23 protein-coding genes are annotated in these 23,899 nt (G+C 39.7%); 13 read left to right on the top strand and 10 right to left on the bottom strand.

Annotated elements, in window-relative coordinates; genetic code table 11:
- Positions 1–7 precede the first annotated feature (7 nt).
- The 7 genes from ispH (at position 8) to ABD009_RS08670 (ending at position 8,012) form a co-directional block, all read left to right on the top strand.
- Positions 8–937, top strand: a complete 930-nt coding sequence (gene ispH / locus ABD009_RS08700; RefSeq protein WP_343824553.1) for a 4-hydroxy-3-methylbut-2-enyl diphosphate reductase — start codon at positions 8–10, stop codon at positions 935–937.
- 173 nt (positions 938–1,110) lie between these two features.
- Positions 1,111–1,851 carry a type IV pilus modification protein PilV gene (gene pilV, locus ABD009_RS08695; RefSeq protein ID WP_343824552.1) on the top strand — a complete coding sequence of 247 codons (741 nt, stop codon included), beginning with the start codon at positions 1,111–1,113 and terminating at the stop codon, positions 1,849–1,851.
- The gene (locus tag ABD009_RS08690) at positions 1,848–2,738 is read left to right on the top strand and encodes a PilW family protein (RefSeq protein WP_343824551.1); all 891 of its coding nucleotides are present in this window, start codon (positions 1,848–1,850) and stop codon (positions 2,736–2,738) included. Before pilV ends, ABD009_RS08690 begins: the two co-directional genes overlap by 4 nt.
- 3 nt (positions 2,739–2,741) lie before the next feature.
- Entirely contained in the window at positions 2,742–3,395 is a 654-nt protein-coding gene (locus ABD009_RS08685) for a pilus assembly PilX family protein (RefSeq protein ID WP_155694294.1), read from the top strand.
- Between the two features lies 1 nt (position 3,396).
- Positions 3,397–7,002, top strand: a complete 3,606-nt coding sequence (locus ABD009_RS08680; RefSeq protein ID WP_343824549.1) for a PilC/PilY family type IV pilus protein — start codon at positions 3,397–3,399, stop codon at positions 7,000–7,002.
- Positions 7,003–7,004: 2 nt separating this feature from the next.
- A complete protein-coding gene (locus ABD009_RS08675; protein WP_155694290.1) occupies positions 7,005–7,487 on the top strand; it encodes a type IV pilin protein in 483 nt (160 codons plus the stop codon).
- A gap of 3 nt (positions 7,488–7,490) precedes the next feature.
- Positions 7,491–8,012 (top strand): GspH/FimT family pseudopilin, encoded by a 522-nt coding sequence (locus tag ABD009_RS08670; protein WP_155694288.1) that lies wholly within the window; start codon positions 7,491–7,493, stop codon positions 8,010–8,012.
- A 31-nt stretch (positions 8,013–8,043) separates the two neighbouring features.
- On the opposite strand, the gene nadE is transcribed toward ABD009_RS08670, so the two are convergent.
- Positions 8,044–8,874 (bottom strand): ammonia-dependent NAD(+) synthetase, encoded by an 831-nt coding sequence (nadE, locus tag ABD009_RS08665; RefSeq protein WP_343824839.1) that lies wholly within the window; start codon positions 8,872–8,874, stop codon positions 8,044–8,046.
- A 92-nt stretch (positions 8,875–8,966) separates the two neighbouring features.
- On the opposite strand from nadE, the gene ABD009_RS08660 reads away from it, so the two are divergent.
- On the top strand, positions 8,967–9,305 hold the full coding sequence (locus tag ABD009_RS08660) for a P-II family nitrogen regulator (RefSeq protein ID WP_155694286.1): 339 nt from the start codon (positions 8,967–8,969) through the stop codon (positions 9,303–9,305).
- 220 nt (positions 9,306–9,525) lie between these two features.
- On the opposite strand, the gene ABD009_RS08655 is transcribed toward ABD009_RS08660, so the two are convergent.
- Together ABD009_RS08655 and tpx are read right to left on the bottom strand one after the other, a co-directional pair.
- Positions 9,526–9,963: an Hsp20 family protein gene (locus ABD009_RS08655; RefSeq protein WP_155694284.1), complete on the bottom strand. Its 438-nt coding sequence runs from the start codon at positions 9,961–9,963 to the stop codon at positions 9,526–9,528.
- A gap of 204 nt (positions 9,964–10,167) precedes the next feature.
- Positions 10,168–10,830, bottom strand: coding sequence for a thiol peroxidase (gene tpx, locus ABD009_RS08650; RefSeq protein WP_155694282.1), 663 nt, complete (start codon positions 10,828–10,830; stop codon positions 10,168–10,170).
- A gap of 137 nt (positions 10,831–10,967) precedes the next feature.
- On the opposite strand from tpx, the gene ABD009_RS08645 reads away from it, so the two are divergent.
- Positions 10,968–11,972 carry a response regulator gene (locus ABD009_RS08645; RefSeq protein ID WP_343824542.1) on the top strand — a complete coding sequence of 335 codons (1,005 nt, stop codon included), beginning with the start codon at positions 10,968–10,970 and terminating at the stop codon, positions 11,970–11,972.
- A 2-nt stretch (positions 11,973–11,974) separates the two neighbouring features.
- A complete protein-coding gene (locus tag ABD009_RS08640) occupies positions 11,975–12,952 on the top strand; it encodes a sensor domain-containing diguanylate cyclase (protein ID WP_343824540.1) in 978 nt (325 codons plus the stop codon).
- Positions 12,953–13,066: 114 nt separating this feature from the next.
- Here ABD009_RS08640 and hisIE read toward each other — a convergent pair whose 3' ends face one another.
- Both hisIE and ABD009_RS08630 read right to left on the bottom strand, forming a co-directional pair.
- A complete protein-coding gene (gene hisIE / locus ABD009_RS08635) occupies positions 13,067–13,690 on the bottom strand; it encodes a bifunctional phosphoribosyl-AMP cyclohydrolase/phosphoribosyl-ATP diphosphatase HisIE (RefSeq protein WP_343824538.1) in 624 nt (207 codons plus the stop codon).
- Positions 13,691–13,706: 16 nt separating this feature from the next.
- On the bottom strand, positions 13,707–15,425 hold the full coding sequence (locus tag ABD009_RS08630; protein WP_343824536.1) for a proline--tRNA ligase: 1,719 nt from the start codon (positions 15,423–15,425) through the stop codon (positions 13,707–13,709).
- Between the two features lie 123 nt (positions 15,426–15,548).
- On the opposite strand from ABD009_RS08630, the gene ABD009_RS08625 reads away from it, so the two are divergent.
- Complete coding sequence (locus ABD009_RS08625; protein WP_343824534.1) at positions 15,549–16,370, top strand: DUF2310 family Zn-ribbon-containing protein; 822 nt, start codon at positions 15,549–15,551, stop codon at positions 16,368–16,370.
- Between the two features lie 37 nt (positions 16,371–16,407).
- On the opposite strand, the gene ABD009_RS08620 is transcribed toward ABD009_RS08625, so the two are convergent.
- On the bottom strand, positions 16,408–17,760 hold the full coding sequence (locus tag ABD009_RS08620) for a Kelch repeat-containing protein (RefSeq protein WP_343824532.1): 1,353 nt from the start codon (positions 17,758–17,760) through the stop codon (positions 16,408–16,410).
- Positions 17,744–18,448: a tRNA (N6-threonylcarbamoyladenosine(37)-N6)-methyltransferase TrmO gene (tsaA, locus tag ABD009_RS08615; protein ID WP_343824531.1), complete on the bottom strand. Its 705-nt coding sequence runs from the start codon at positions 18,446–18,448 to the stop codon at positions 17,744–17,746. Before tsaA ends, ABD009_RS08620 begins: the two co-directional genes overlap by 17 nt.
- A 184-nt stretch (positions 18,449–18,632) precedes the next feature.
- Between tsaA and ABD009_RS08610 the strand changes: the two genes are divergently transcribed.
- Positions 18,633–20,669 carry a methyl-accepting chemotaxis protein gene (locus ABD009_RS08610; RefSeq protein WP_343824530.1) on the top strand — a complete coding sequence of 679 codons (2,037 nt, stop codon included), beginning with the start codon at positions 18,633–18,635 and terminating at the stop codon, positions 20,667–20,669.
- Between the two features lie 60 nt (positions 20,670–20,729).
- On the opposite strand, the gene ABD009_RS08605 is transcribed toward ABD009_RS08610, so the two are convergent.
- The 3 genes from ABD009_RS08605 to ABD009_RS08595 all read right to left on the bottom strand — a co-directional run bounded on the left by ABD009_RS08605 (position 20,730) and on the right by ABD009_RS08595 (position 22,763).
- Complete coding sequence (locus ABD009_RS08605; RefSeq protein ID WP_343824528.1) at positions 20,730–21,452, bottom strand: UDP-2,3-diacylglucosamine diphosphatase; 723 nt, start codon at positions 21,450–21,452, stop codon at positions 20,730–20,732.
- A gap of 35 nt (positions 21,453–21,487) precedes the next feature.
- Positions 21,488–21,979: a peptidylprolyl isomerase gene (locus ABD009_RS08600; RefSeq protein ID WP_343824526.1), complete on the bottom strand. Its 492-nt coding sequence runs from the start codon at positions 21,977–21,979 to the stop codon at positions 21,488–21,490.
- A gap of 121 nt (positions 21,980–22,100) precedes the next feature.
- A complete protein-coding gene (locus tag ABD009_RS08595; RefSeq protein ID WP_343824524.1) occupies positions 22,101–22,763 on the bottom strand; it encodes an SDR family oxidoreductase in 663 nt (220 codons plus the stop codon).
- A 191-nt stretch (positions 22,764–22,954) separates the two neighbouring features.
- Here ABD009_RS08595 and ylqF point away from each other — a divergent pair, with 191 nt between their 5' ends.
- Positions 22,955–23,884, top strand: coding sequence for a ribosome biogenesis GTPase YlqF (gene ylqF / locus ABD009_RS08590; RefSeq protein WP_343824522.1), 930 nt, complete (start codon positions 22,955–22,957; stop codon positions 23,882–23,884).
- Positions 23,885–23,899 lie beyond the last annotated feature (15 nt).

Raw genomic sequence — 23,899 nt, 5'->3', positions numbered from 1 at the left:
AAATCTGATGGATATTTTATTAGCAAACCCACGAGGTTTTTGTGCCGGAGTTGACAGAGCTATCTCTATTGTAGAGCGTGCACTAGAAATCTTTCAGCCACCTATCTATGTTCGCCATGAAGTAGTTCATAACAAGTTTGTTGTTAATGGTCTTAAAGATCGCGGCGCAGTTTTTGTTGATGAACTAAATGAAGTGCCAGATGACAGCATTGTCATTTTCTCTGCTCACGGTGTTTCTCAAGCAGTACGTCAAGAAGCTAAAAACAGAGGCCTGAAGGTATTTGATGCTACTTGTCCGTTAGTGACTAAAGTGCATATGGAAGTAACACGAGCGTCAAGAAAAGGCATTGAATGCATTCTTATTGGACACCAAGGTCACCCTGAAGTCGAAGGTACTATGGGCCAATATAGTAGTGATGAGGGCGGGATTTACTTAGTTGAGTCGCCAGATGATGTTGCTACGCTTGATGTTAAAAATCCAGACGCACTTTATTACTGCAGCCAAACTACCTTGTCTGTTGATGACACGGCTGATGTTATTGATGCTTTGAGAGCTAAATTTCCTAAAATTGAAGGACCTCGTAAAGACGATATTTGTTATGCAACACAAAATCGCCAAGATGCAGTTCGTCAATTAGCCAGAAAAGTAGATTTAATGCTGGTGGTTGGTGCCGCTAATAGTTCTAACTCAAATAGACTTCGTGAACTTGCAGAAAAAGTAGGTACTAAAGCTTACCTTATAGATGATGCCAGTGACATTGAGCTAGACTGGTTAGCTGAGCAACCTGCAATTGGTGTGACAGCTGGCGCGTCAGCACCAGATGTATTAGTACAAGGCGTTATTAACCGACTTAAAGAGTTAGGTGCGAATAACGTCCACGAGAATCCTGGTAAAGAAGAAGATATTGTTTTTGCTGTGCCAGCTGAATTGAGATAGTAAAACTCTTAATTAAAAAGTACAGAATCTTCATTACAAGGACAGTAAATTTCGCTAAGTATGATTTTTCATTAATAATTTTATATAGTACGATGAAAAATCATACAGCTGGACACTTAAAAGGAACTAACTTAATCTGATAGAATGCGGTCGATTAAGCGGTAGGGCGGAAGATGAGCAAAATCAACGGATATAGCCAACAAAAATACCAGAAACCTGGTAACTCAATACATATAACACCAAAACCTTCCAAACAAACGGGTGTTGGGTTGATAGAAATATTGATCTCTCTATTTGTAATCTCTATTGGCCTATTAGGCTTAGTTGGCCTTCAATTCACCGTTTCTACGTCTAACCAAGACGCTTATGTTAAGTCTCAAGCAACTATTATCAATGAAAGCTTAGCGGATAGAATCCGCATAAACAGGCAGTACCAAAACCGAGGTGATAACACCTTGCCTCCAATTGATGGTACAGATAACGCGTATACAACATTAAACAATTATAATTTTAGAAACAATGGCGACTGCAGTAAAACCCAGTTTGAATGTTTTTGTGAAAATGTCCCACAAAATATCGTAAATTGCCGCGATGAGGGAGGAGCCGATGCGCAACTTTGTACACCAGTTCAAAGCGCTGTATTTGACGCATATGAAGTGAGTTGCATGGCTGCCGCTGTGATGGATGATATGGAAGTTGGCACAGTAGCATTAAATGCGATACCTGCAGCAAACGGAGATGTTGTCCCACCTAATACAACATTAACCGTTTATGTAGCGTGGCCTGCAACAATTTGGAAAAACTTAGACAAAGCCGTAAATGAGATGTGCTCTGACATACTTGATGAGCAAGGTATTGTTGGTGACTATGAATGCGTTTATATGGACGTCATTGTTGGAGATCTAATGTTATGAGTAGCCTAGCGCACTTTAATAGAAGAGCCTCAAAAAACAAATATCAAAAAGGCTTCACTCTGGTTGAGCTACTGGTATCTTTGACTTTAGGCCTAATTATTACTTCTGCATTAGTTCGGGTTTATCAAAGTAACAATAATCTTCAACGCTATAACTACGCTCTATCAAATATTCAACAAGACGGTCGTTATATCATTTCAACTCTAAGAACGAGTCTGATGGAAGTTGGGCGCTACAATGAGTTCTCAGCAGACTTAGATAGAAGCGTTGACGTAGAGATAGAAAAAGCCTTCATTAAAGATAATCCTGTGGTAATCGAGGGTGATTATGCAGTAGACGTAGCGGTTGGTTCAAAAGATGGTGCCGCTGCAGGTCCTGATACGTTAGTTGTAAACATAATGACGGTAGATAGTTGTACTGGCTCTAATTTTGACTTTGTTGAAGGGCAGGAATTCCACACGGTGGATGAGTATTACTTAGATGGGAATACCTTTAAGTGTCGAGGTCATGATGGTAGATACTTGCGTGGTGAAAAAGGAAATGGCTCGTCGAATCAAGCTGTATCATTGTTAGAGAATGTTTATGACTTTCAAGTTTTATACGGGATCAGTTTACCTATAGGGGCAATGGAAACCGGATCAGTGACCTCATGGGTAACAGCAGATCGTGTAAACGCCTTTGATAGACCTGACGGCAGTTCGTCCGTTGTGGCAATTAAGTTAGCACTTCTTATAAAAAATGATGATGATATTTTTGTTGAGAATCAGCGTAAATTAAAAGTGCTGGGAAACAATGCATTTAATCAGCCGGATGATGGTCTTTACCGTGTTTTTGAGACGGTTATTTTATTTCGAAATGCCTGGGCGCATTTAACAGTAGGTGGTTAATAGGTGAAATTAAAAATCAGTAAACAGAAAGGCATCGTCTTAATCATTGCACTTGTCATTTTAACCTCTATGACGGTGGTCGGCGTGAGTTCTATTTCATCAGGTGTAATGCAAACAAAAATGGCCAGCAATCAGAATACCGTTTCTTTGGCTTTTGATGCTGCTGAAGTAGCCGTCGAGGGGATTGTTCACGAAGGGAGCTCTGCAAACCTGCGTGCTGGAATTGTTATGGGCGGTGCAGGAGTGCCTGAAGTTGATGTGCTAACTGCGGCGAGAAACGCAGGGGCGATAACAAATAATAATCAAGTGGACATGGCGCAATTGCCAACGTGTGATCAAATAGCTAATGCACTGTGGTCACAAAGAAGAGTTAATGCCGCTGGCTTACAAGATAACGCAGTTCATAATGGCGGTGGAGCAATGATGAATGTGCCAGAAATAAATGCCTGGTCAAAGTCTGCGTTTGTAGGGCTGAAAAACATTACTGACCCAACGTCAGGGCTTGTATCAAGCATTGTAGATACAGACGGTGCAAGGAATAGAACGGTATTTGAAGTATTTATGTTAAAAGGCTGTGGACATGTTAACGGCACAGTAATAAATGCGGCTAATACAGTTGTTGTGTCTAGGCAATCTGTTGAGCTAGGAGAAAATTAATATGGACATTCAAATATTCAAAAAAATAAAGCTATTAAGTGCTTCTATTTTCTACTCAATGTTAATTGGATTTTCGGCATTTGGCGATGATATTGAGATTTATTATGGTATTTCAGACCAAAATAAAACCGTTAACCCAAACGTAATTTTTGTTTTTGATACCTCTGGCAGTATGGCTCGAACTGACGGTACCCAAACGAGTCGTATGTTCAAGTCTAGAGAAGCACTTAAGCAGGCAATTAATAATATTAGCGACGTCAATGTTTCGCTCATGCGCTTTTCGTCCAAGGGTGGACCTGTGTTAATGAAAGCCGAAGACATTGACAAAAGCTCTGATGAAAATGTGATCGTAAGAACAATTTTTGGCAATAACGACTTTGCAGTGACGGCTCAGAACCAAGATATTATCAGCCAATTCTCCGTGGCAGGGTTAACAGCACCAAATCAAAATAGACGACATGCCATGAGATTTGTTGATATGAAAATTCCTCAATACGCGATAATTGAGAGTGCTCATATTACGTACTTCTCGGCAAGAAACGAAAATATAAATAACTCTCTGACGTTCAAATATGTAGGCTCTACCGCTAATAACCCAGGTACATTTGAGAACGGTGAGGACTTCGAACATTTATTTTATAATAATTATGATGACGATGATGGTTTAGCACTGACAACACCGACAAAACCGACAGCAACCAGTTGTAATAATAACGGAGCGGTATGCTGGAATCAGCCTGAATGGGATGACTCACTATTGCCAGTAAATAGCATTGATATATCTGAAGTAGTACAAAAAATTGTAGACCAAAGCAATTGGAATGCAGGCGATCCAATGGTTATATTTGGTGAGGCTTCAATAGCAACCAATGATTTAGCGTACAGAGTGCGAAGTCACTCTGTGGCAGCAAATGACTCGACAAGAAGAATGTCGCCTCAACTGCGAGTCCGCTACAGCATGCCATTTTTATCTGCATTTCCAAATAATTACACGATAAGAGATAAATTTGTCAGTTTGTTAGAAGAGTTTGTGGCAGAGGGCGGAACTCCTGTTGTAGACACAATGTTTGAAGCCTTTCTTTACATTAACGGGAAAGGGGTAGACCTAGGCGCGACACGTGGGGGAACTAGTGGTTTAGTGTCACTTTTAACTCGCACAAGCCACCCAGATACTTATTCAGGCTCCACTAGAACTATACCCAATGGTTGCGACCCAGAAAAATTGACAGATAGGGATTGTCGCTTTATGTCCTTAGACTCGCCTGGTAGCGCAATTTATAATACGCCCGTTGACCCTGATATTGGGCAATGCCAAGCAAACTATATAGTATTGTTTAGTGATGGTGCGGCCAATGCCACTACGCAAGCATCTTCAATTTCAACGGCGATAGGCAGTAACTGTAATGGTGAAGCCTGTGCTGAAGCACTAGCCACTTACATGGCAACTAAACCGAGTGACAGAGGCGTTAATAATAACGACGCACAAATATTTACCTATACAGTAGGTTTTGAGTCGTCAGGCTTTAACAGTACTTACCTTGAAAATCTAGCTCAAGCCGGCTCAGGAACGTTTTACTCGGGTAATACAATCAATGAATTGGCTGACGCTTTTAGCTCTATTTTAATTGAAGCTAAAAAAGGCGCTAGTACCTTTGTTGCACCAGGTATTTCTGTAAACCAATTTAATCGATTAACGCATTCCAATGATATTTATTACGCGTTATTTGATCCTAAAAGCACAGAATACTGGCCAGGAAATCTAAAAAAATACAAGCTAATTGATAGTGTCGTTCTCGACAATTCAAGTTCAGCAGCAATTGCCAGTGATGGCTTTTTCAAAGACTCTGCGCATGACTGGTGGGCGACGTCCGCAAGCTTAAATGGTCCTTTTGTTGGTAGGGGCGGAGCTGCATCCCGTCAAGCTACTCCTAGAAAGGTCTACAGCAATATGGCTAATTCAACTTCGCCTTTTGTAGACGGTGATACTCGCTTAACTAAATCAAAATTAGCTATTACTGGCAAGCCAAACTCAAATGACCTTCGATTATCAATGGTTGACTGGATAAGGGGTTATGATGCCACTGACAGAGATGGTGACGGAGTAACAAATGAGCCTCGTCATCAAATGGCGGATCCATTGCACTCAGAACCGCTATTTTTCCAGTATGAAAATAAGTCTTCTGTTTTCATCGGTACCAATGAGGGTTATTTGCTTTCAATTGATGCTGATAGCGGCGAAGAAAACTGGGCATTCATACCAGAAGATCTGTTGCCTAATTTATATAACTATTACGAAGATGATAACGTTTTTAATTCAAGAACCTACGGTATGGATGGGGCGATCAATGCCTGGACAGAAGACGGTAAGAGTTACATTATCGTAGGACAACGTCGCGGCGGTCGAAATTATTATGTGCTAGATGTTACATCACGCACCCAGCCGGTATTCAAATATATGATTGAGGGTGGCGAAGGCGACTATGAAGATCTTGGTCAATCGTGGTCAAAACCAACTATCACTAAAATCAAAGTAAACGGAACTGAAAAGCGTGTGTTTGTCATTGGTGGTGGATACGATATAAACCAAGATAGCAATACATTTAGAGATCAAGATAATGTTGGTACATCAGTTTTTATTGTCGACGTATCGGACGGCTCTTTAGTCGCAGAGATTAAAGAGGGTGGCAATCATGATGTTAATGGAATGGATTATAGTATTCCTTCTCGAGTAGCGGTGATAGACAGAGATTTTGATGGCTTTATGGACCACATGTATTTTGCTGATATGGGTGGAAATTTATTCAGAGTTGATGTTTATAATGACGAGTCATTAAGCAATATGTTTAAGGGTGAAAAGATATATACCACCTCTTTAAACCTTTCTAGAAGCAAAAATAGACGTTTTTATTACGCACCAGATGTTGCAGAAATTGTCCATCAACAAGAGCATTATTATGCTGTTAGTATTGGCTCTGGTTATCGAGCTCATCCTTTAAATGAGGATATCGATGATTCTGTACTTATGATTAAAGACAAGGGTGTTTTCGCTCCTGATGAAGATGGCGAGTATACATTCCCAAATATTACTAATATCGCTCAGTTAAGCGCGAGTACGCCTTCTGTAGATGATATTTCTTCTTATGATGGATATGAATTTAACTTAACTCGTGGTGAAAAGGTAATTACGGGTGTAACCGTTATTAACAGTAAGCTTATTTTCACAACGTACGACCCTAGCACTGCAGGTTTAATAGAAAACAGCTGTTCTGCGGCACAGGGTGGCGGTCGTCTTTATATTATCGACTTACTAGATGGTAGTGCGATTCAAGATAATGATGGTGATGGTGACGTTGATTACGAAGATACATTTATAACATTAGATAAATCAGGTATTCCAGCTGAGCCAAGACTCATAATCACCGATCCTGAAGCTCCTACAATTTGTATAGGTACAGAGTGTGCTGATACCGTTATTTCTGACGATGATCAAAATGACGAGTTCAAACGATTTACTTCTTCAATTTCCGGCTTACGCAGTCGTTTAAATCAAGTATTTACTAACTCATGGTCAACTGACATTGAACCGACTACCAAGGGTGATAACTAAACATGTCTTGTAATAAAAATCGCGGGTTTACCCTTATTGAGATGTTAGTCACGCTGGCTATTATTGGTATTCTAGCTTCGGTTATATACCCAAGTTATACACGTTACGTTGTGAGCTCTTATAGGGCGCAAGCGCAAGCAGATATGTTAGAGTTTGCTACGGCAATGGAAAAGCACAAAGCAACAACTTTTAGCTATAAAGGGGCTGCTGGCAGCAAAAGTTCACCATCAGACACAGGAGAGCCGTGGGTATTTGTTGGACATTCGCCAGCGGATGGAGCGGCTGCTGACAGGAGGTACACCCTGACAATTGAAGCGGTAGCAAACAATGGGCGTTCTTATGAAATTAAAGCAACACCAAAGCATACAGGCTCAAGTGACCCAATGGCTGACGGTATGATGAGTATCTTTTCTGATGGGCGCAAAGCCTATGATGCCGACAAAGATGGTGCTTATGCCGCTGATGAATATTGTTGGAGCTGTTAGTAAATGAAGGCGAGTAATGTAAAAGGTTTTACGTTAATCGAAGCTTTAGTGACGTTAGCTTTATTTGCGATAATTACAACTTCTGTTGCACCTTCAGTAAGCAACTTCTTTACTCGCAATAAAGTGGCTGCAATTGTTAATAATCATAGTTCAGCGCTTCAGCTAGCTAGGCACACCGCCATATCACAGAATGTGTTTGTTGTTCTTTGCCCCACCAAAGACATGCAAACTTGTGACGCCGATTGGAATCAAACAAAAATGATTTTTGTAGATGAAAACGCTGATAATAGTTTGGATGCGAATGAAGAGATTATTGGCAGTGCGGATATGGTAAAAGGCTTTACGATTAAATCGACTCAAAACTTAATCAGGTTTGCGCCTGTTAGCACCGCTCAAACGGTAAATACAACAATTAGGATTTGCCCAACAGAAGACTCTAGTTTGCATTCAAGAGCACTCGTCCTATCAAATGTTGGCCGAGTCAGGATTGTTCGTGACCCGGCACAAATAGACTGCTCTGCCTAACGTGTTAAAACGTTAACAGAGCCTCTATCGACTAATCATATATTGTTGGTATTGCTTTACGCTTGTGCTGTGTTGAATTAAAGATAGCGACTAACTTACTTTCTACATCCTGATCAATTTCCTTACCCTCTAGAAAATCATCAATGTTGTCGTAGCTCAAACCTAACGCGTCTTCGTCTTTTTTACCTGGTGCTAATTCTTCCAAATCAGCAGTTGGTGCTTTTTCAACTAATACCTTTGGCGCACCTAAATAGGCAGCAAGGCTTCGTACTTGACGCTTACACAAACCAAATAATGGAATTAAGTCGCAAGCTCCATCGCCCCATTTAGTATAAAACCCCGTGATATTTTCAGCAGAATGATCGGTTCCTAAAACTAAACCACCCAACAAACCGGCGATTTCATATTGAGCAACCATTCGGGCTCTAGCTTTAACATTCCCTTTTACAAAATCTACTTTAGCTGTAGTTAAATCAGAGCGGAGGCTTTCTGGCAATACCGACATAACCTCGTTATGAATGCCATCAACGCCGTCCTTTACATTTACCGTTACAATTTCACTTGGTTTTATGAAATTTAAGGCAAGCTGTGCTTCATCTTCATCGGCTTGAATATCATAAGGCAGGCGAACGGCAATAAATTTATGAACTAAACCTGTTTCCTCAGTTAAAGATTCAACAGCTAACTGCGCTAAGCGCCCTAGAGTTGAAGAGTCAACGCCGCCACTAATACCGAGTACTAAGGTTTTTGATCCTGACGATTTTAATGTGCTTTTAATAAAATTGACTCGTCTTGCAACTTCAAAGGAAGGGTCAATATCAGGTAGTACCTTCATTTCTTCACGAATTTCATTGGCATTCATAGATTTAAAACTTCTCATGTTTGTCTGGTACTAGTATTCTATGATAATTGGAGATAAGCCACTAGTTGAAAACTTAAAATTGCGAGTAAGATATGAAAAAAGTCACAGCCATCATTAAACCTTTTAAATTAGATGATGTAAGAGAAGCTTTATCTGACCTTGGTGTAAATGGTATGACAGTGTCGGAAGTTAAAGGATTTGGCCGTCAAAAGGGTCACACTGAATTATATCGTGGTGCCGAATATATGGTGGATTTCCTGCCAAAAATGAAAATTGAGATAGTAGTGTCGGAAGATATGCTAGACCAAGTCGTTGATTCAATTTTAGAAACCGCGCAAACTGGTAAAATAGGCGATGGCAAAATATTTGTCGAACCAGTAGAAAGAGTTATTCGAATTAGAACCGGTGAAGAAAACGACGCCGCAATCTAAGACAGTGTAATTTCATACACTAGAATTTAAGACAGTTTAATTTTGATTGCTTAATTTAGATAGCTTGATTTAGATAGCTCGATTTAGATAGCTCGATTTAGATAGCTCGATTTAGATAGAAGCGCTTAGTAATGTCACTTAAATCGCTTTCAAAAAACAAAAAGCCCAGTTATAAACTGGGCTTTGCTATATTTAAACAATGCAATCTAGGGAGGAAATTCTACTGTTCAATTAGCTTGTTTTGGCCAATGCTGATTTTTCTTGGCTTTAATGCTTCTGGTACTTCACGCTCTAAGTTTACGTGCAGTAAACCATGTTCCATGGAGGCATCGATTACTTTAATATAATCGCCCAACTGAAATCTACGTTCAAAATTTCGCTCAGCAATGCCTTGATACAGGTAATTCTTATTTTCTTTTTCTTCGGCTTTTACACCTTTAACAATAAGACTATTGTTCTCAGATTCTATTTCTAATTCTGACTCAACAAATCCGGCAACAGCCATTGTAATTCTATACTTGTCGTCTGAAATAGACTCAATATTGTATGGAGGGTATCCGCTATTTTTGTCGCCACGATTAGCAGCATCTAATTTAGAAGCTAGTTGGTCAAACCCAATAAATGAACGGTATAGTGGTGATAGATCGATATTTCTCATGTGTCTTATCCTTTCTTATTAAGCAATAAGTAAATTAATGAAAACGACTTTTCAAAATGAACAAGTCGGTGAGCTTGGTGACCCAAATGGCGTCTATTTCAAGCTCACTACATATGTAAGGACAGACTAGTTTTTTTCAAGTAAATAAATTAAAAATAATAATAAGTAGTTGTTTTATAATTATTAAATAATTTAAATGTCGTTTTATAAATTGTCGCTCTTCTTAGCTTGCTCTTCTGTAACACCCGCGAGTGACTCTTCAGAGTCATCCATTTGCTGTTCAGAGATACTTCTTAAAGCTTCAAGCGCGGCATCGTAATTTGGTTGTTCAGATAATTCACTCACAACCTCTTTATAAACGATTTTGTCATCAGGACTAATAACAAAGATAGCTCTAGCTAACAGCCCCATGTCTTTAATCAACAAACCGTAATTCATGCCAAAGTCGCGCCACACAGAATCTGACAATGTCATTAACTTATCAATTTTCTCTGCTTGGCAAAATCGCTTTTGAGCAAAAGGTAAATCTGCGCTTATGGTTAACATCACCACGTCTTGCGGTAAGTTTTCGACCTCATCGTTAAAACGTTTTGTTTGGATACTACATACACCTGTATCTAAACTTGGTACAGTGCTAATTAATAAAGGCTTTCCTGCAAAATCAGCTTTAGTTTTGAGAGAGAACTTGTCATTCACTACTCTAAAGTCTGGGGCTGTATCGCCTAGTTCAATTTGGTTACCTAGCAAAGCAACAGATTTTCCATTTGCTTTTACTATGTCGTAATTAACAGGCAGGTTTTTTTGGATGTCATACGCTAAGCTTAATGTAGACATGAATAACAATGAAGTGACTAACACTTTCTTCATAAAAATTTACCAACTTAATGAGAAATAAAATAATTTACTAGATACTATTGTTAACTAACTGCTATAGTTTTTCTAGAAACATTTTATGATTATTTATCGGTACTTATAATTGTTAGACAACGGATAGAAATATAACTATGAAAACGTCGGTAGTCATATGTGACGACTCAAATCTAGCCAGGAAACAAATGGCACGTTCTTTACCAGATGATTGGGAAGTAGAAATTACTTTTGCAGTCAACGGTGAAGACGCAATGGACAAGCTAAGAAAGGGCATAGGTAATGTGCTTTTTCTAGATTTGAATATGCCTATACTAGATGGTTACGGTGTACTAGAAGCTATTAAAGCTGAAAGTTTACCTGTACTTACAATAGTTGTATCAGGCGACATTCAAGCCGAAGCTCACGAGCGGGTTAAGGCATTAGGTGCGCTGGATTTCATAAAGAAACCGATAGATAAAGAAAAGTTACAAGACCTGTTAACCAAATATGGCGTTAATAGCGAGTCTGACCTAACAAAACGTGGTGAGTCTCTTGATACCATGTTAGATGAAGAAATGAGGGACGTTCTTCAAGAAGTAACCAACGTTGCCATGGGCCAAGCTGGTAGTTTGTTAGCAGAAGTTCTTAAGGTTTTTGTCCGTTTACCTATCCCCAATGTAAATGTGCTGGAAGTGAGTGAACTGTCCATGGCTTTACAGTCAGTGGAGTCAAACTCTACCACCTCAGGTGTTTGCCAAGGTTTTATCAGTGGCGGAGTCGCGGGTGAAGCGCTTCTTATTTTAGGTGACTCAGGTTTCCAAGATATTGCTAAGTTAATGAACTACGAAGGTCAAATTAACGAGCGCATAGAACTTGAGCTGTTAATGGATATCGCTAATATTCTTATAGGTTCGGTTTTAAAAGGCTTGTCAGAGCAACTCGATTTAAACTTTAGCCAAGGGCATCCTGTTGTTCTAGGTCAACATTGCAATGTGTCCGAGCTTATTTATACCAATTCAACACATTGGAAAAAAACATTAACGGTAGAAATTAGTTATGGTTTAGAAGGGTTAGACGTTACTTGCGACTTGCTACTTCTGTTTACCGAAGACTCAATTCCTACTTTACGTAATAAACTCAACTTTTTATTTGACGATTAATCATGAGTGATCAAAGCCAAGCTGCACAAATCGAAGTATCAGAAATTCATTGGTTAATGGACATGTTCCAGTCGGTGGATGTTGGATTGGTCGTACTAGATGATCAATATCGCATTCAAGTATGGAACGGCTTTATGGAGAACCACAGCGGTCGTTCGCCATACGATGTTCGTAATCAGTCATTGTTCCAAACCTTTCCTGAGTTGGATGAAACTTGGCTAAGACAGAAGACGGATCCGGTTTTTGTATTAAAAAATCGAGCTTTTACTATTTGGGAACAAACACCACATATTTTTAAATTTAAAAATTATCGTCCTATTACCAGCGTTGCGCATTTTATGTATCAAAATGCCACGTTTATACCGTTAACAAATACAATGGGCGCAGTAACGCATATTTGTATCATCATTTATGATGTGACCGATGTTGCGGTATCAAAACTAGAACTCGAAGAAGTAAATACTGAACTCAAACGTTTAAGCCAAACCGACAGATTGACGAACTTGAACAACCGCGGTTTCTGGGAAGAATGTTTAAAAAAAGAGTTCCAGCGCCAACGACGTACTAAAAATACTAGCTCGTTATTAATATTCGACATTGATCACTTTAAACATGTAAATGACAATTATGGTCATGCGGCGGGTGATGAAGCAATACTGCATTTAGCTAAGTTGCTCAAACAAAACCTTCGTGAAACTGATATTGGCGGTCGATACGGTGGCGAAGAGTTTGCAGTAATATTGCCAGAGACAGACGCTCGCCACGCGGCTATTTTTGCAGAACGCGTTAGACGCTCAGTAGAAGCTGCATCAGTAATGTTTAATGAAGTTGAAATTAAATTTACTGTTAGTTTAGGTATTGCAGAGTTTCATCACGACTTTAACTCTCACCAGAAGTGGATAGAAGCGGCCGATAGCGCACTTTATGTCGCTAAAAGTAATGGCAGAAATCAGGTAAGAGCGTACCTGCACCAAGCATAACTTTATAATTGTAGTAAGCAAAAAAAAGGTCACGTTAAGTGACCTTTTTTGTTTATATGACCGTTACGTAAATAACCTATTGTTCATTTATTAACGGTCAGCACTTTGAAATAACTACTTCTGGTGACGTTTCTTCAATACATCAATAACGTCATTTAGAGACAAGTCACTCGCTTGCAGCAATACCAACAAGTGATATAACAAGTCAGCACTTTCGTTTTTCAATTCTTCTAAGTCTTTTACTGTTGCCGCTAGCGCTGTCTCAACACCTTCTTCACCAACTTTTTGCGCTATGCGTTTAATACCGCTAGCGTACAATGAAGCTGTATAAGAGGAGTCTGCACCCGCACCTTTACGACTTGCAATAACGCGCTCTAAGTCAGCAATAAAGCTAACCGATGATGCAGCGTCAGGCGTGCTCCAACAGCTCTCTGTGCCAGTGTGGCAGGTTGGGCCATTAGCATTAGCAAGAACAATAATACTGTCGAAATCACAATCTACATGAACGCTAACTAGCGATAATGTATTATTTGAGGTTTCACCTTTAGTCCAAAGGCGCTCTTTACTGCGACTATAAAAGGTAACTAGCTCTTTTTCGAAAGTTGCCTCTAATGCAGCTTGATTCATATAACCCTGCATCAGTATTTTACCGCTGGTGGCGTCTTGAACAATCGCTGGTACTAAGTTGTCCATTTTTTGCCAAGCAACCTTGGCGATATTTTCCATTGTAATTTTCATACTACTTACCTAAGTCTTATGCGTTGATTTGTTTAAGTACAAAATCAACCGCTTCGTCTACCATTAGCAACTCTTTGTCACCAGTATGACGATTTTTATATTCAATTTGATTGTTGTCTAAGTTACGTTCGCCAATAACAATTTGATGAGGGATACCCATTAGTTCCATGTCGTTAAACATAACACCAGGGCGCTCTTTACGATCATCAAATAATACTTCTACACCTGCAGCTTTTAGCTTTTCATAAACCGCTTCTGCAATTGGTGGAATGCGATGTGACTTGTGCATGTTCATAGGCACAATAGCAACGCTAAATGGTGCTAAAGCCGCTGGCCACTTAATGCCATACTTGTCATGGTTTTGCTCAATGGCAGCGGCAACAATACGAGTAATACCAATGCCGTAACAACCCATTTCTAATACTTGGTGTTTACCAGTTTCAGTTAACACACCAGCATTCATTGCTTTGGAGTACTTTGATCCTAATTGGAATATATGACCCACTTCAATACCACGTTTAATGGTTAGCGTTCCATTTCCACAAGGACTCTTATCGCCTTCAACAACGTTACGTAAATCAGCAACATCAGCTAACTCAACATCACGATTCCAGTTAACACCAAAGTAATGTTTGTCTTCTTGGTTTGCGCCTACTGCGAAGTCAGAGGTAACAGCAGCGGTTTTATCCGCAATTACTGGAATAGGACTGTTTACCGGACCTAAAGAGCCTGGACCTGCGCCCATAACGCTTAGGATTTGTTCTTCAGTAGCCATTGTTAACGGCTCAGCAACTTGCGGTAAGTTCTCAGCTTTAATTTCGTTTAACTCATGATCGCCACGAATAACCAAAGCAACAAACTCACTGTCCACTTCATCAGAAGCTTTTACAATGAGCGTTTTAAGGGTGTTTTCAATAGCAACGTCAAAACCTTCAACAAGTGCAGCGATGGTTTTTGTATTTGGCGTATCTACTAATGTCATTTCTTTAGTAGGAGCATCAGCAGACTCTTTGTCTACTAAAGCCTCGGCTTTTTCTATGTTAGCGGCATATTGGCTGCCCGTTGAAAACGCAATAGCGTCTTCACCTGATTCAGCTAAAACATGAAACTCATGTGACGCGTCACCGCCGATACTGCCGGTGTCAGCAAGAACCGGACGATAATCTAAACCTAAGCGCTCAAAGATATTACAATATGCTTTGTGCATACGGTCGTAAGTTTGTTGCAAACAATCTTGGCTCAGGTGAAATGAGTATGCATCTTTCATGATAAATTCACGAGAACGCATCACACCAAAACGAGGGCGAACTTCGTCACGGAATTTTGTTTGAATTTGGTATAGGTTTAGAGGCAGCTGTTTGTAGCTGTTAATTTCTTTGCGAACAAACTCAGTGATAACTTCTTCGTGAGTTGGACCCAGAGCAAAGTCTCTATTATGACGGTCTTTAATGCGAAGCAGTTCTGGACCATACTCTTGCCAGCGACCAGACTCTTCCCATAAATCAGCAGGCTGAACAACAGGCATAAGCATTTCAATTGCGCCAGCGCTTTCAAGCTCTTCACGTACTACTTGTTCTACTTTTCTAACCACTTTCAAGCCAGTTGGTAACCAAGTATACAATCCAGATGCTAACTTGCGGATCATGCCGGCGCGTAGCATCAACTGATGGCTGATAACTTCTGCGTCTGACGGCGTTTCTTTTAATGTTGCGATAATATAATCACTAGTGCGCATTGGATTTTGCTCTCGTATTAAATTTACTTATTTAGTTGCCACAAAAATGGGCTAGAATGGCCAAGGATTCTAGCAATCAAATGCATTTGATTAAATAAGAAATACAAAATAAAAGGTGAATTAATGGTTGTATGCGAGCTTAAGTTTATTTGTCAGCAAGATTTACCACTTGAGCAAGCTCAAATTGTGATTACGGAGTTGCTAGATGAGCTCAGATACAACGGTCAAATTATAGGACGTGAATTTGCTTTAACATTAAATAATGACGAATTTGTTTGTCATTTAGTTTGCCCAGAAACAGACTCAATGGACTCAAAGTATTACACGGTGGATATTGTTGAAATTTTACAAGAGCTCCAAGAAATAGGAATTGCCGGTCCATTTACCGAAGTTAAAGGACTAGAAAGCCAATCAGATTTTACCGATCAATGCTCAAAGCCAAAAGGCTACATTCTATATTCAACCTTTGTTCAGTCTTGCTCGCCTATCAGGTGCAGTGAACACTTTATGCCAATTCCATTATATAAATTACCAGAGATTGTTAGACGCCCTTTAATTAAGTGGCAAGAGAGCCAGGCAGCATGCGATCAGTTGCAAATGAATGAGATGACCGAGATAGAAGCCATGATGGTTGAACAGCTTTCTAATCCTCGAAGTCAACTTTTAACGCAAGGCCGTTCAATACTTGACGATATCCAAACGGTAACTGGACAGCCTGCGTATCAATATCTTTATCGTGTAGGCGGTGAAAGTTTAGAAAGTGAAAAAAACAGACGTTGCCCAAGTTGTGGTGGTGCTTGGGCGATAGATGAATCTTGGCAGGAAAAAAAACCTAGCTCGGAAAACAATTTGTGGTCGGAAAACAAAACGCCGCTATTTGGTTTGTTCGATTTTAAGTGTGATAACTGCCAAGTCTTGTCCAATATTAGTTGGGATTGGCAGTAGCCAAAAGGACTATTAAACTAGCTGTGTATTAGTTTTGCTAATTGTGTGACAGAACTCCGTTTGTAATGCCTGTTTTGTCACGCCCACCAATGGTTATTAGTGAATTATTCACTTTAATAATAGTTTTCAAATCGGCAATAGCATTACTGCTTTCTTTAATGCTCCAGCTTCGTTTATTGGCATGATAAACCCAGATTTCACTATTTGGTTCAACAAGTTTTCCGTTACTAGTCTCACCATTCACATCATATTGTTGCTCTGCTCCACCTACAAAAGTGATTGAGGCTTGGTCAACGTCGCTAAAAGCCGCCATTCTAAATTTACCTTTTTCACCTGGGTGAACCCAGTCTACCCAGCTTATTTTAGTTGGGTCAAAAGGACTAATCTCGCCTAAAATACAAGACTGCTTTATTTTCATAACGGCGGAACTTGCAACCTGAGCAACTCTCTCCATGCCATCGCATACTAAAATTTGATTATCAATGATGCCGCCAGCGTGGCCAAAGCGACCGTTGCCTAGTAAAGGACTCGCCTGAAACCATTCATTTTTTAAAGTATCAAATACTTGAACTAAATTGACGGCGCCGTCTTTATGCCAACCTGAAATAACGTAAATGTAGCGGTCTTGATAAGCGAGCATTAATGTATCGTCAACCGGTACAGGCATGTCAGCTAATTGTTGATATGTATCTGACGCAAAATCATAATTGTAAAAGTCAGTTATATTTTGTTTATTAGGGTTAAGTTTTGGCTGAGCAACGGTATTAGTGCTATAGCCGCCTAATATATAAACTTTATTTTCCAAAACAACAGAGCTGGCAGCAAAGCGACCTTTTTGTTTTTGTTCTGTAGGCACTGCTGTTATTTCTTGCCAAAACTCATTGCTACTTTTCTCTACTGGAGAGTGGCCGTCTATTAATTCGTTTTTAGTTAAATCATTCTTAGTTAAATCATTCTTAGTTAAATCCGTATTAGCTGAATCAGCACTGTGGCTATTTGAACTGTCTTTATCACGGGTTAATGAATTACTGCTTTTATTGCCTAGGATTGTCACTTCTGCAATTTGAATTCTGGTCTTGGGTGTTGCTTTTTCTATTTCTAATGTGGACTTATTTACTTTGAGTTTCCAAGCTTGACTAGAGACATCTAATTTATTGGCTAATTGCGTTAAGCCCATAAAGGTTAGTATGTTCAGGTACTCACCATCATCTATAACAGCGGTAGTATTGGCGCTCGTTGGAATAGGAAGATTAGGTAATATTAATTTGTTTGGCTTTGTTATCTGAGCTTTAGTATTTTCAACGGCAAAAAGGCTTAATGAAAACAATCCAAACAGCAGACCTAAAACAATGGTTCGAGCAGAAGATTGGCTATTAAATTGGTTCAACATTAAGTACCTCACACTTTTTATCTGTTACTTGCCACGTAATATTAAACTCTTCTAAAGTAATACCATACACTTTTGTATCCGGTTTATTTTGTTTATAAGACGGCCTTGGATCCTGCTTCAAAACATCACTTATCAATGTGATGAACTCTTCGCCAATATTTAAACATTCAAGTGAGTTATTAGCGGTCTCACTAAAAAAGACGTCAAGCTGAGCCTCTGGGGCGTCATTTGCCATTTCTGATGTGGCATTAATGACAGAGTCGGAATAGGGAATGTAAGGCTTTATATCAATAATAGGTGTGTTGTTAACCAGGTCAATCCCTTCCACTTCAATAACAACCTGATTATCTTTTTGTTTGACAGAGATAAGCTTGACCACGGACATACCAATGCCATTAGGCCTAAAAGTAGAGCGGGTAGCAAAAACGCCAACTTTCTCATTCCCGCCTAATCGAGGAGGGCGAACGCTAGGTTTCCAGCCTTTATCTAAATTTTGATCAAATAAGAACAGCAGCCAAATGTGAGAATGACTCTCGAGGCCTTTCACTGCCTGCATTGAATTAAAGTTAGTAGTTAAAGCGATGACCCCTTTTGCTTTGCATAAATTAGGCTGACGAGGTATGCCAAACTTTTCTTTAAACGGCGTCTTAATATGCGCTATGGGTTCAATCGTGTAATTACTGTTCAAGTGCACCCCTCATTACCTGTAAATACAACTAAAACTAACAAAAAGTCGGTTTAATGTGGTTAAATGTTAAAGAAATCGGTAATAACTCCGATAAAAAAGAAGCATTTTACACAATCATATTACTTAGACGTTTTGTAATATAACTTCTATATTCATAATAACAAAAAGAAAGAATACGAGTCTTATGTTTAAAATTTTATTTAGACCTGCCACATCGTTTATGAATCAATTGCGGTTTGGGCATAAGTTTACCCTGATCGTGATCCTGTTTTTTATTCCTCTTATTATTTTGGCAAACAAATATGTCAGTTTGGTTAAAGCAGAAATTGTTCATGGTGAAAGTGAACTTCAAGCCGTAGATTATATAAAGCAAATTGATACTCAGCAAAAAGAGTTAATCAAAGTTATCGCCAGTGACTTGCATTGGCGTTCGGGGCAAACAATTCCTCGGGATCAAACTCAAAGAATTCAAGAATATGTTGATCAACTTGATAAGTTACTTGTTGCTGACATGTTTAATGAAGATAGTTTTGACCAAGTTAAAGCTCAGGTAAAAGAAACAAAAAATACCATTCTTGAGAAGACGGGCACTATAGGTTCTGCAGTGTGGCGATCGCCTACGGATAAAATGACTCACTTGATGTCAATTTTGGACCAGTTTAATAATTTATATCCTTTAGTGGCAAACCTAAAAGGGCTGACTAACGATCCTGATATAGACACGGTTTTATTAACTCGTCTTATTATTGAAAAAAGGCAAAATGCCTTGAAGCAGTTATTGTCGGGTTATGGCATGGCAATGTATGCAATTGGTGAGCCTCAAGTTTCATCAGCAACCTTTGACAGCTTGAGTCTGGCGTCAGATGAACTCGCCGCGGAACTCTCGAAAATAGCGGAACTAAATAGTTTGGTTAGTGGTCAAGACGAGTTGCTTCGTTCATTAGTAGCTAAAGATACAGAAGCTATGACTGTCGTTCTTGACGATGCACTTATGTACCTCGAAGAGCAATTTTTGATTGCAGATGAAATTACCTTAACGAAGGGTGACTTTGAAAATCATTTAAACGCTGAATTGTCTAAGTTTTACAATAGTAAACAAGGTTTGTTTAGTGAGTTTGAATCAAGACTGAATGCTCGCGTAGATAACAATACTCAGGATTTCTATATTTTAGTGGCGCTTGTGGTTGTTGCTTTACTACTGGTTGTCTATCTGTTCGTGGGTATGAGTTTATCTATATCAAATACAACAAGAAGTTTAACTAGAGTAGCCACAAAGTTAGCTGAGGGTGATACTACCGTTTCAGCTAAAGTCCGCACTAAAGACGAATTAGCAGAAGCCATAACAGCCTTTAACAAAATGGCTAAAAATGTACATCAGCTAGTAGATGCAGTGCAAGAGGCGTCACACGGTGTTACTAATCAAGCCCAATCAGTTGAAGAGTTAGCACACCAGACAGGACAGGCAGTTGCTTCTCAGTTGGGTGATACAGAGTCAATCACTTCTTCCATTGAGTCTTTGATAGCAGCGGTTTCAGTGGTTTCAGAAAACAGTCAAACCGTTGTTCACTCGTTAAACAGTGCAACAGAACAAACGCAACAAGGCCGTTCAACGTTGGCTGATGCGCGACATGCTACAGATGAGCTTGGTCGAGAAATTAAACACTCAGTGCAAGTCATTAACCAGTTGTCACAACAAAGTGAAAGCATTAATGACGTATTAGCCGTTATCAAAGGCATTGCAGAGCAAACTAACTTACTAGCCTTAAATGCAGCGATAGAGGCGGCAAGAGCGGGTGAGCAGGGCAGAGGATTTGCAGTTGTTGCTGATGAAGTTCGTGGTTTAGCAAAACGTACGCAAGATTCAACGGAAGAAATTCAAAGTACAATTCACAGCTTGCAAAGCGGCGTTCAAAACGCAGTACAAGCAATGACTCGCTCAGATGAGCAGGCATTAAAAACCATTGAAGAGTCAGCAAAACTAGAGACTGCACTTGATCATATTAGCTTGTCGGTTAAGCAAATTAGTGAGCAAAACGTTGCAACGGAAGAAGCGACACAGACTCAGCAAGTTATCGCTAAAGAAATTGAACAAAGCTTGTCGTCTATTAGTGAGATATCTAAGGTGACAGATCAAAACGTGAAAGACTCAATAGCTGCAACAAATAGCTTAGGAAAGTTTGTCGCGAAATTGGAATCAATGCTAGAGAAGTTTAAGACTTAAATAATTAGTTAAAGATTAAAGTCGAGAATTGATAGGCCAGTGAATTGATAGGTCAGTGAATTAGTTGCTTAAAAATGGTAACTCAATGAGCTGGCCTTTTTCTTTTGTCAGTAATAGCGCTGAACCCTGTTCATACCAATCACCTACAACCATGCGTTTTTTGTTATTTTCTAGATTATGAATTTGTGGACGATGTGTGTGTCCATGAACTAACCACTCACAGCCGTATTCATTTACAACACGGTCTACTTCGCGTTGTGCAACATCCATTATTTCTAATGACTTATGTTTTTGGCTTTCTTTGCTTTTTGCGCGGATATCTTCCGCTAGTTTTTTGCGCTTTTTAAGAGGCATGAGCAAAATCAATTTTTGCCACCACCAGCTGCGACTGCGCTTTCTAAATGCTTGATAGTCTATGTCGTCTAAACATAACTGATCACCATGCATAAGTAGCACTGAGTGGCCGTAAAGCGTTGTTTTATAGTTTTCAGGAAGTATCGTCATACCACTTTGGAAAGCGAACTTTTTACCAACCAAAAAATCTCTATTACCATGACAAAAATATATTGGCGTAGATGTGCTGAAATGTTTTATAGCTTGGCTAATCGATAAATTAAAAGCACTCTTGTCATCGTCACCCACCCAAGTCTCAAAAAGATCTCCTAAAATGTACAAGGCATCATGTTGACCTGAGTTACTTTCCAAAAATGAAAAGAAACATTGAGTAATATCTGGACGAGACGGACATAAATGTAAATCCGCGATAACAAGAGTACTAGACATAATAATTTAGTTAGCTAAGCCGTTAAGCTACGCTATTAAGCAACCGTTGCTTTTTCAATGATGATGTCTTCACGAGGAACGTCTTGGTGCATACCGTAACGGCCTGTAGATACAGCAGAGATCTTATCAACCACGTCCATACCTTCAACAACTTTAGCAAAAACACAGTATCCCCAACCTTGAGAGCTTTCGCTTGTGAAGTTAAGGAAACCGTTGTCAGCACTGTTGATGAAAAACTGAGAAGACGCTGAATGCGGGTCCATCGTTCTTGCCATTGCTAATGTACCGCGGTCGTTTTTAACACCGTTGTTTGCTTCGTTTTGAATAGGAGCGTTGCCGTCTTTTTCTTCCATACCAGGTTCCATGCCGCCGCCTTGAACCATGAAGCCAGGAATAACACGGTGAAAAATAGTACCGTCATAAAAACCTGATTTAACATAATTTAAAAAGTTTTCTGTTGTCACTGGCGCTTCTTCAGTGAAAAGTTCGATTTTGATTTCGCCAAAATTAGTAGTTAAAACAACCATGTTGAATCCTATAGTGTAGTTAAATAAGAAGGCAGTGATTACACTGCCCATTTGCCGCGCATTGTATCGAATTTTTGACCTGAAGACCTTAAATTATTCATACCAGTCTTTAGGACAAGGTTTACCAAGGCAGTTGTTCGCCATTGCTGTGCCAAAACCCGCCAGTATTTTCTAAGTTGAGCTCATCAATACGCGCCAATAAACCTTCCGCAGCTTCTTCTGGTGTTATATGACCGCCAAAGTTAACCATACGAGTTTGCACATAACCAGGGTGTAATAGAGCAACGGCAATACCATCGTCTTTTAAATCTAATGATAGTGACTTACCAAAGGCGTTAAGTGCGGCTTTTGATGCCCTGTAGCCATAACGTCCGCCGGACTCATTATCGGCAATAGAACCCATTCGGCTGGTAATTAATGCTACTTTACTACCTTCAGACATGTTTGGTAGTAAGGCTTCAGTCACCATTAACGGTGCCAATGTGTTTATTTCAAACTGATCACGAATAGAGTCATAGTCAATTTCACCTAGCTTTTCATCTTGCAAAAGGCCAGCGTTGTTAATCAATAAGTCAATTTTTGTATCGCCGAGTATTTTTTTAACTTGCTTTAGGTGCTCTGGCTCAGTCACATCTATGCCACTAATAACCATACCTGCGATAGCTTCAAGTTCGTCCGAGTCTGAACGACAAACGCCAATAATCTCCCAACCCTGCTGAGATAGTTGGGTTGCCATTGCTAAACCAATTCCACGATTTGCACCAGTAATCACTGCTGTTTTCATAATATGTCCTTTAACAAGTTAAATTGAACTGCATAATTTTAAAATTACTGTTAATTGTGGGTGCTCTGTCCTTGTTTTTCAACGAGGTAACTCAAATTAAGGCAGTGAAAAAATAAGTCGTTTATACTAACTTCGCAAACGGGTAGAATATGCGCCCGATATTAAGACACAATTATTTAACGGAGTTGCTCGTGGCAATAAACTGGTTCCCTGGACACATGCATAAAGCTCGCAAAGAAATTGCAGAGATCATGCCTCAGGTAGACGTAATTATCGAAATTCTAGATGCCCGAATTCCGTTTTCGAGTGAAAACCCTTTAGTGCCTGCATTACGTGGCGACACACCGGTACTTAAAGTTCTCAATAAATCAGATTTAGCAGATCCTGCGCAAACTGAAATTTGGTTACAACACTTTAAAGCTCAGCGTGGCATCGATGCCATTGCAGTTACCCAACATGATCCGAAGTCTGTTAAAGACTTACTTAACGTTATCTCAGATATGGTGCCGCACAGAGTAAGTCAAGATAAGCTACTTAGAGCATTAATCTGCGGTATCCCTAATGTTGGCAAATCAACCACAATTAATATATTGGCTGATCGAATCATTGCTAAAACAGGTAATGAAGCCGGTGTCACTAAAGCTCAGCAACGTATACGTTTAGATAACAATATAGTTTTACATGATACTCCTGGGTTCTTGTGGCCAAAACTAGAGCCAGAAGATTGTGGTTACCGACTGGCTATTACTGGCGGTATAAAAGACACAGTGACGGAAAAAGAAGACATTGCTTATTACGCCGTTGAGTACTTGCTAGAACATTACCCAGAGTTGCTGGTGGAACGTTATCAATTAAAAGACTTACCAGATCAGCCTATCGACGTGATGGATGCGATTGCTCGCCAAAGGGCATGTATAAGAAAAGGTGGCATAGCCGACTTATACAAGGTGTCAGAAATAATACTGAATGAATACCGTTCAGGCACGCTTGGCCGTATTACTTTAGAAACAGTTGAACAAGCTGAAGAAGCAAAAGTCATTATTGCTGAGAAAGAAGCCGAACGAGCTGCTAAAGCGGAAGAAGAAGACGGTAAGAAAAAGAAACGCCGTCGCAGAAAGTAATTTGTAAATACAGGG

Origin of the sequence: Psychrosphaera haliotis, from assembly GCF_039523615.1 — a bacterium.
Lineage (GTDB): Bacteria > Pseudomonadota > Gammaproteobacteria > Enterobacterales > Alteromonadaceae > Psychrosphaera > Psychrosphaera haliotis.
This window is presented reverse-complemented; position numbering and strand designations above follow the sequence as displayed.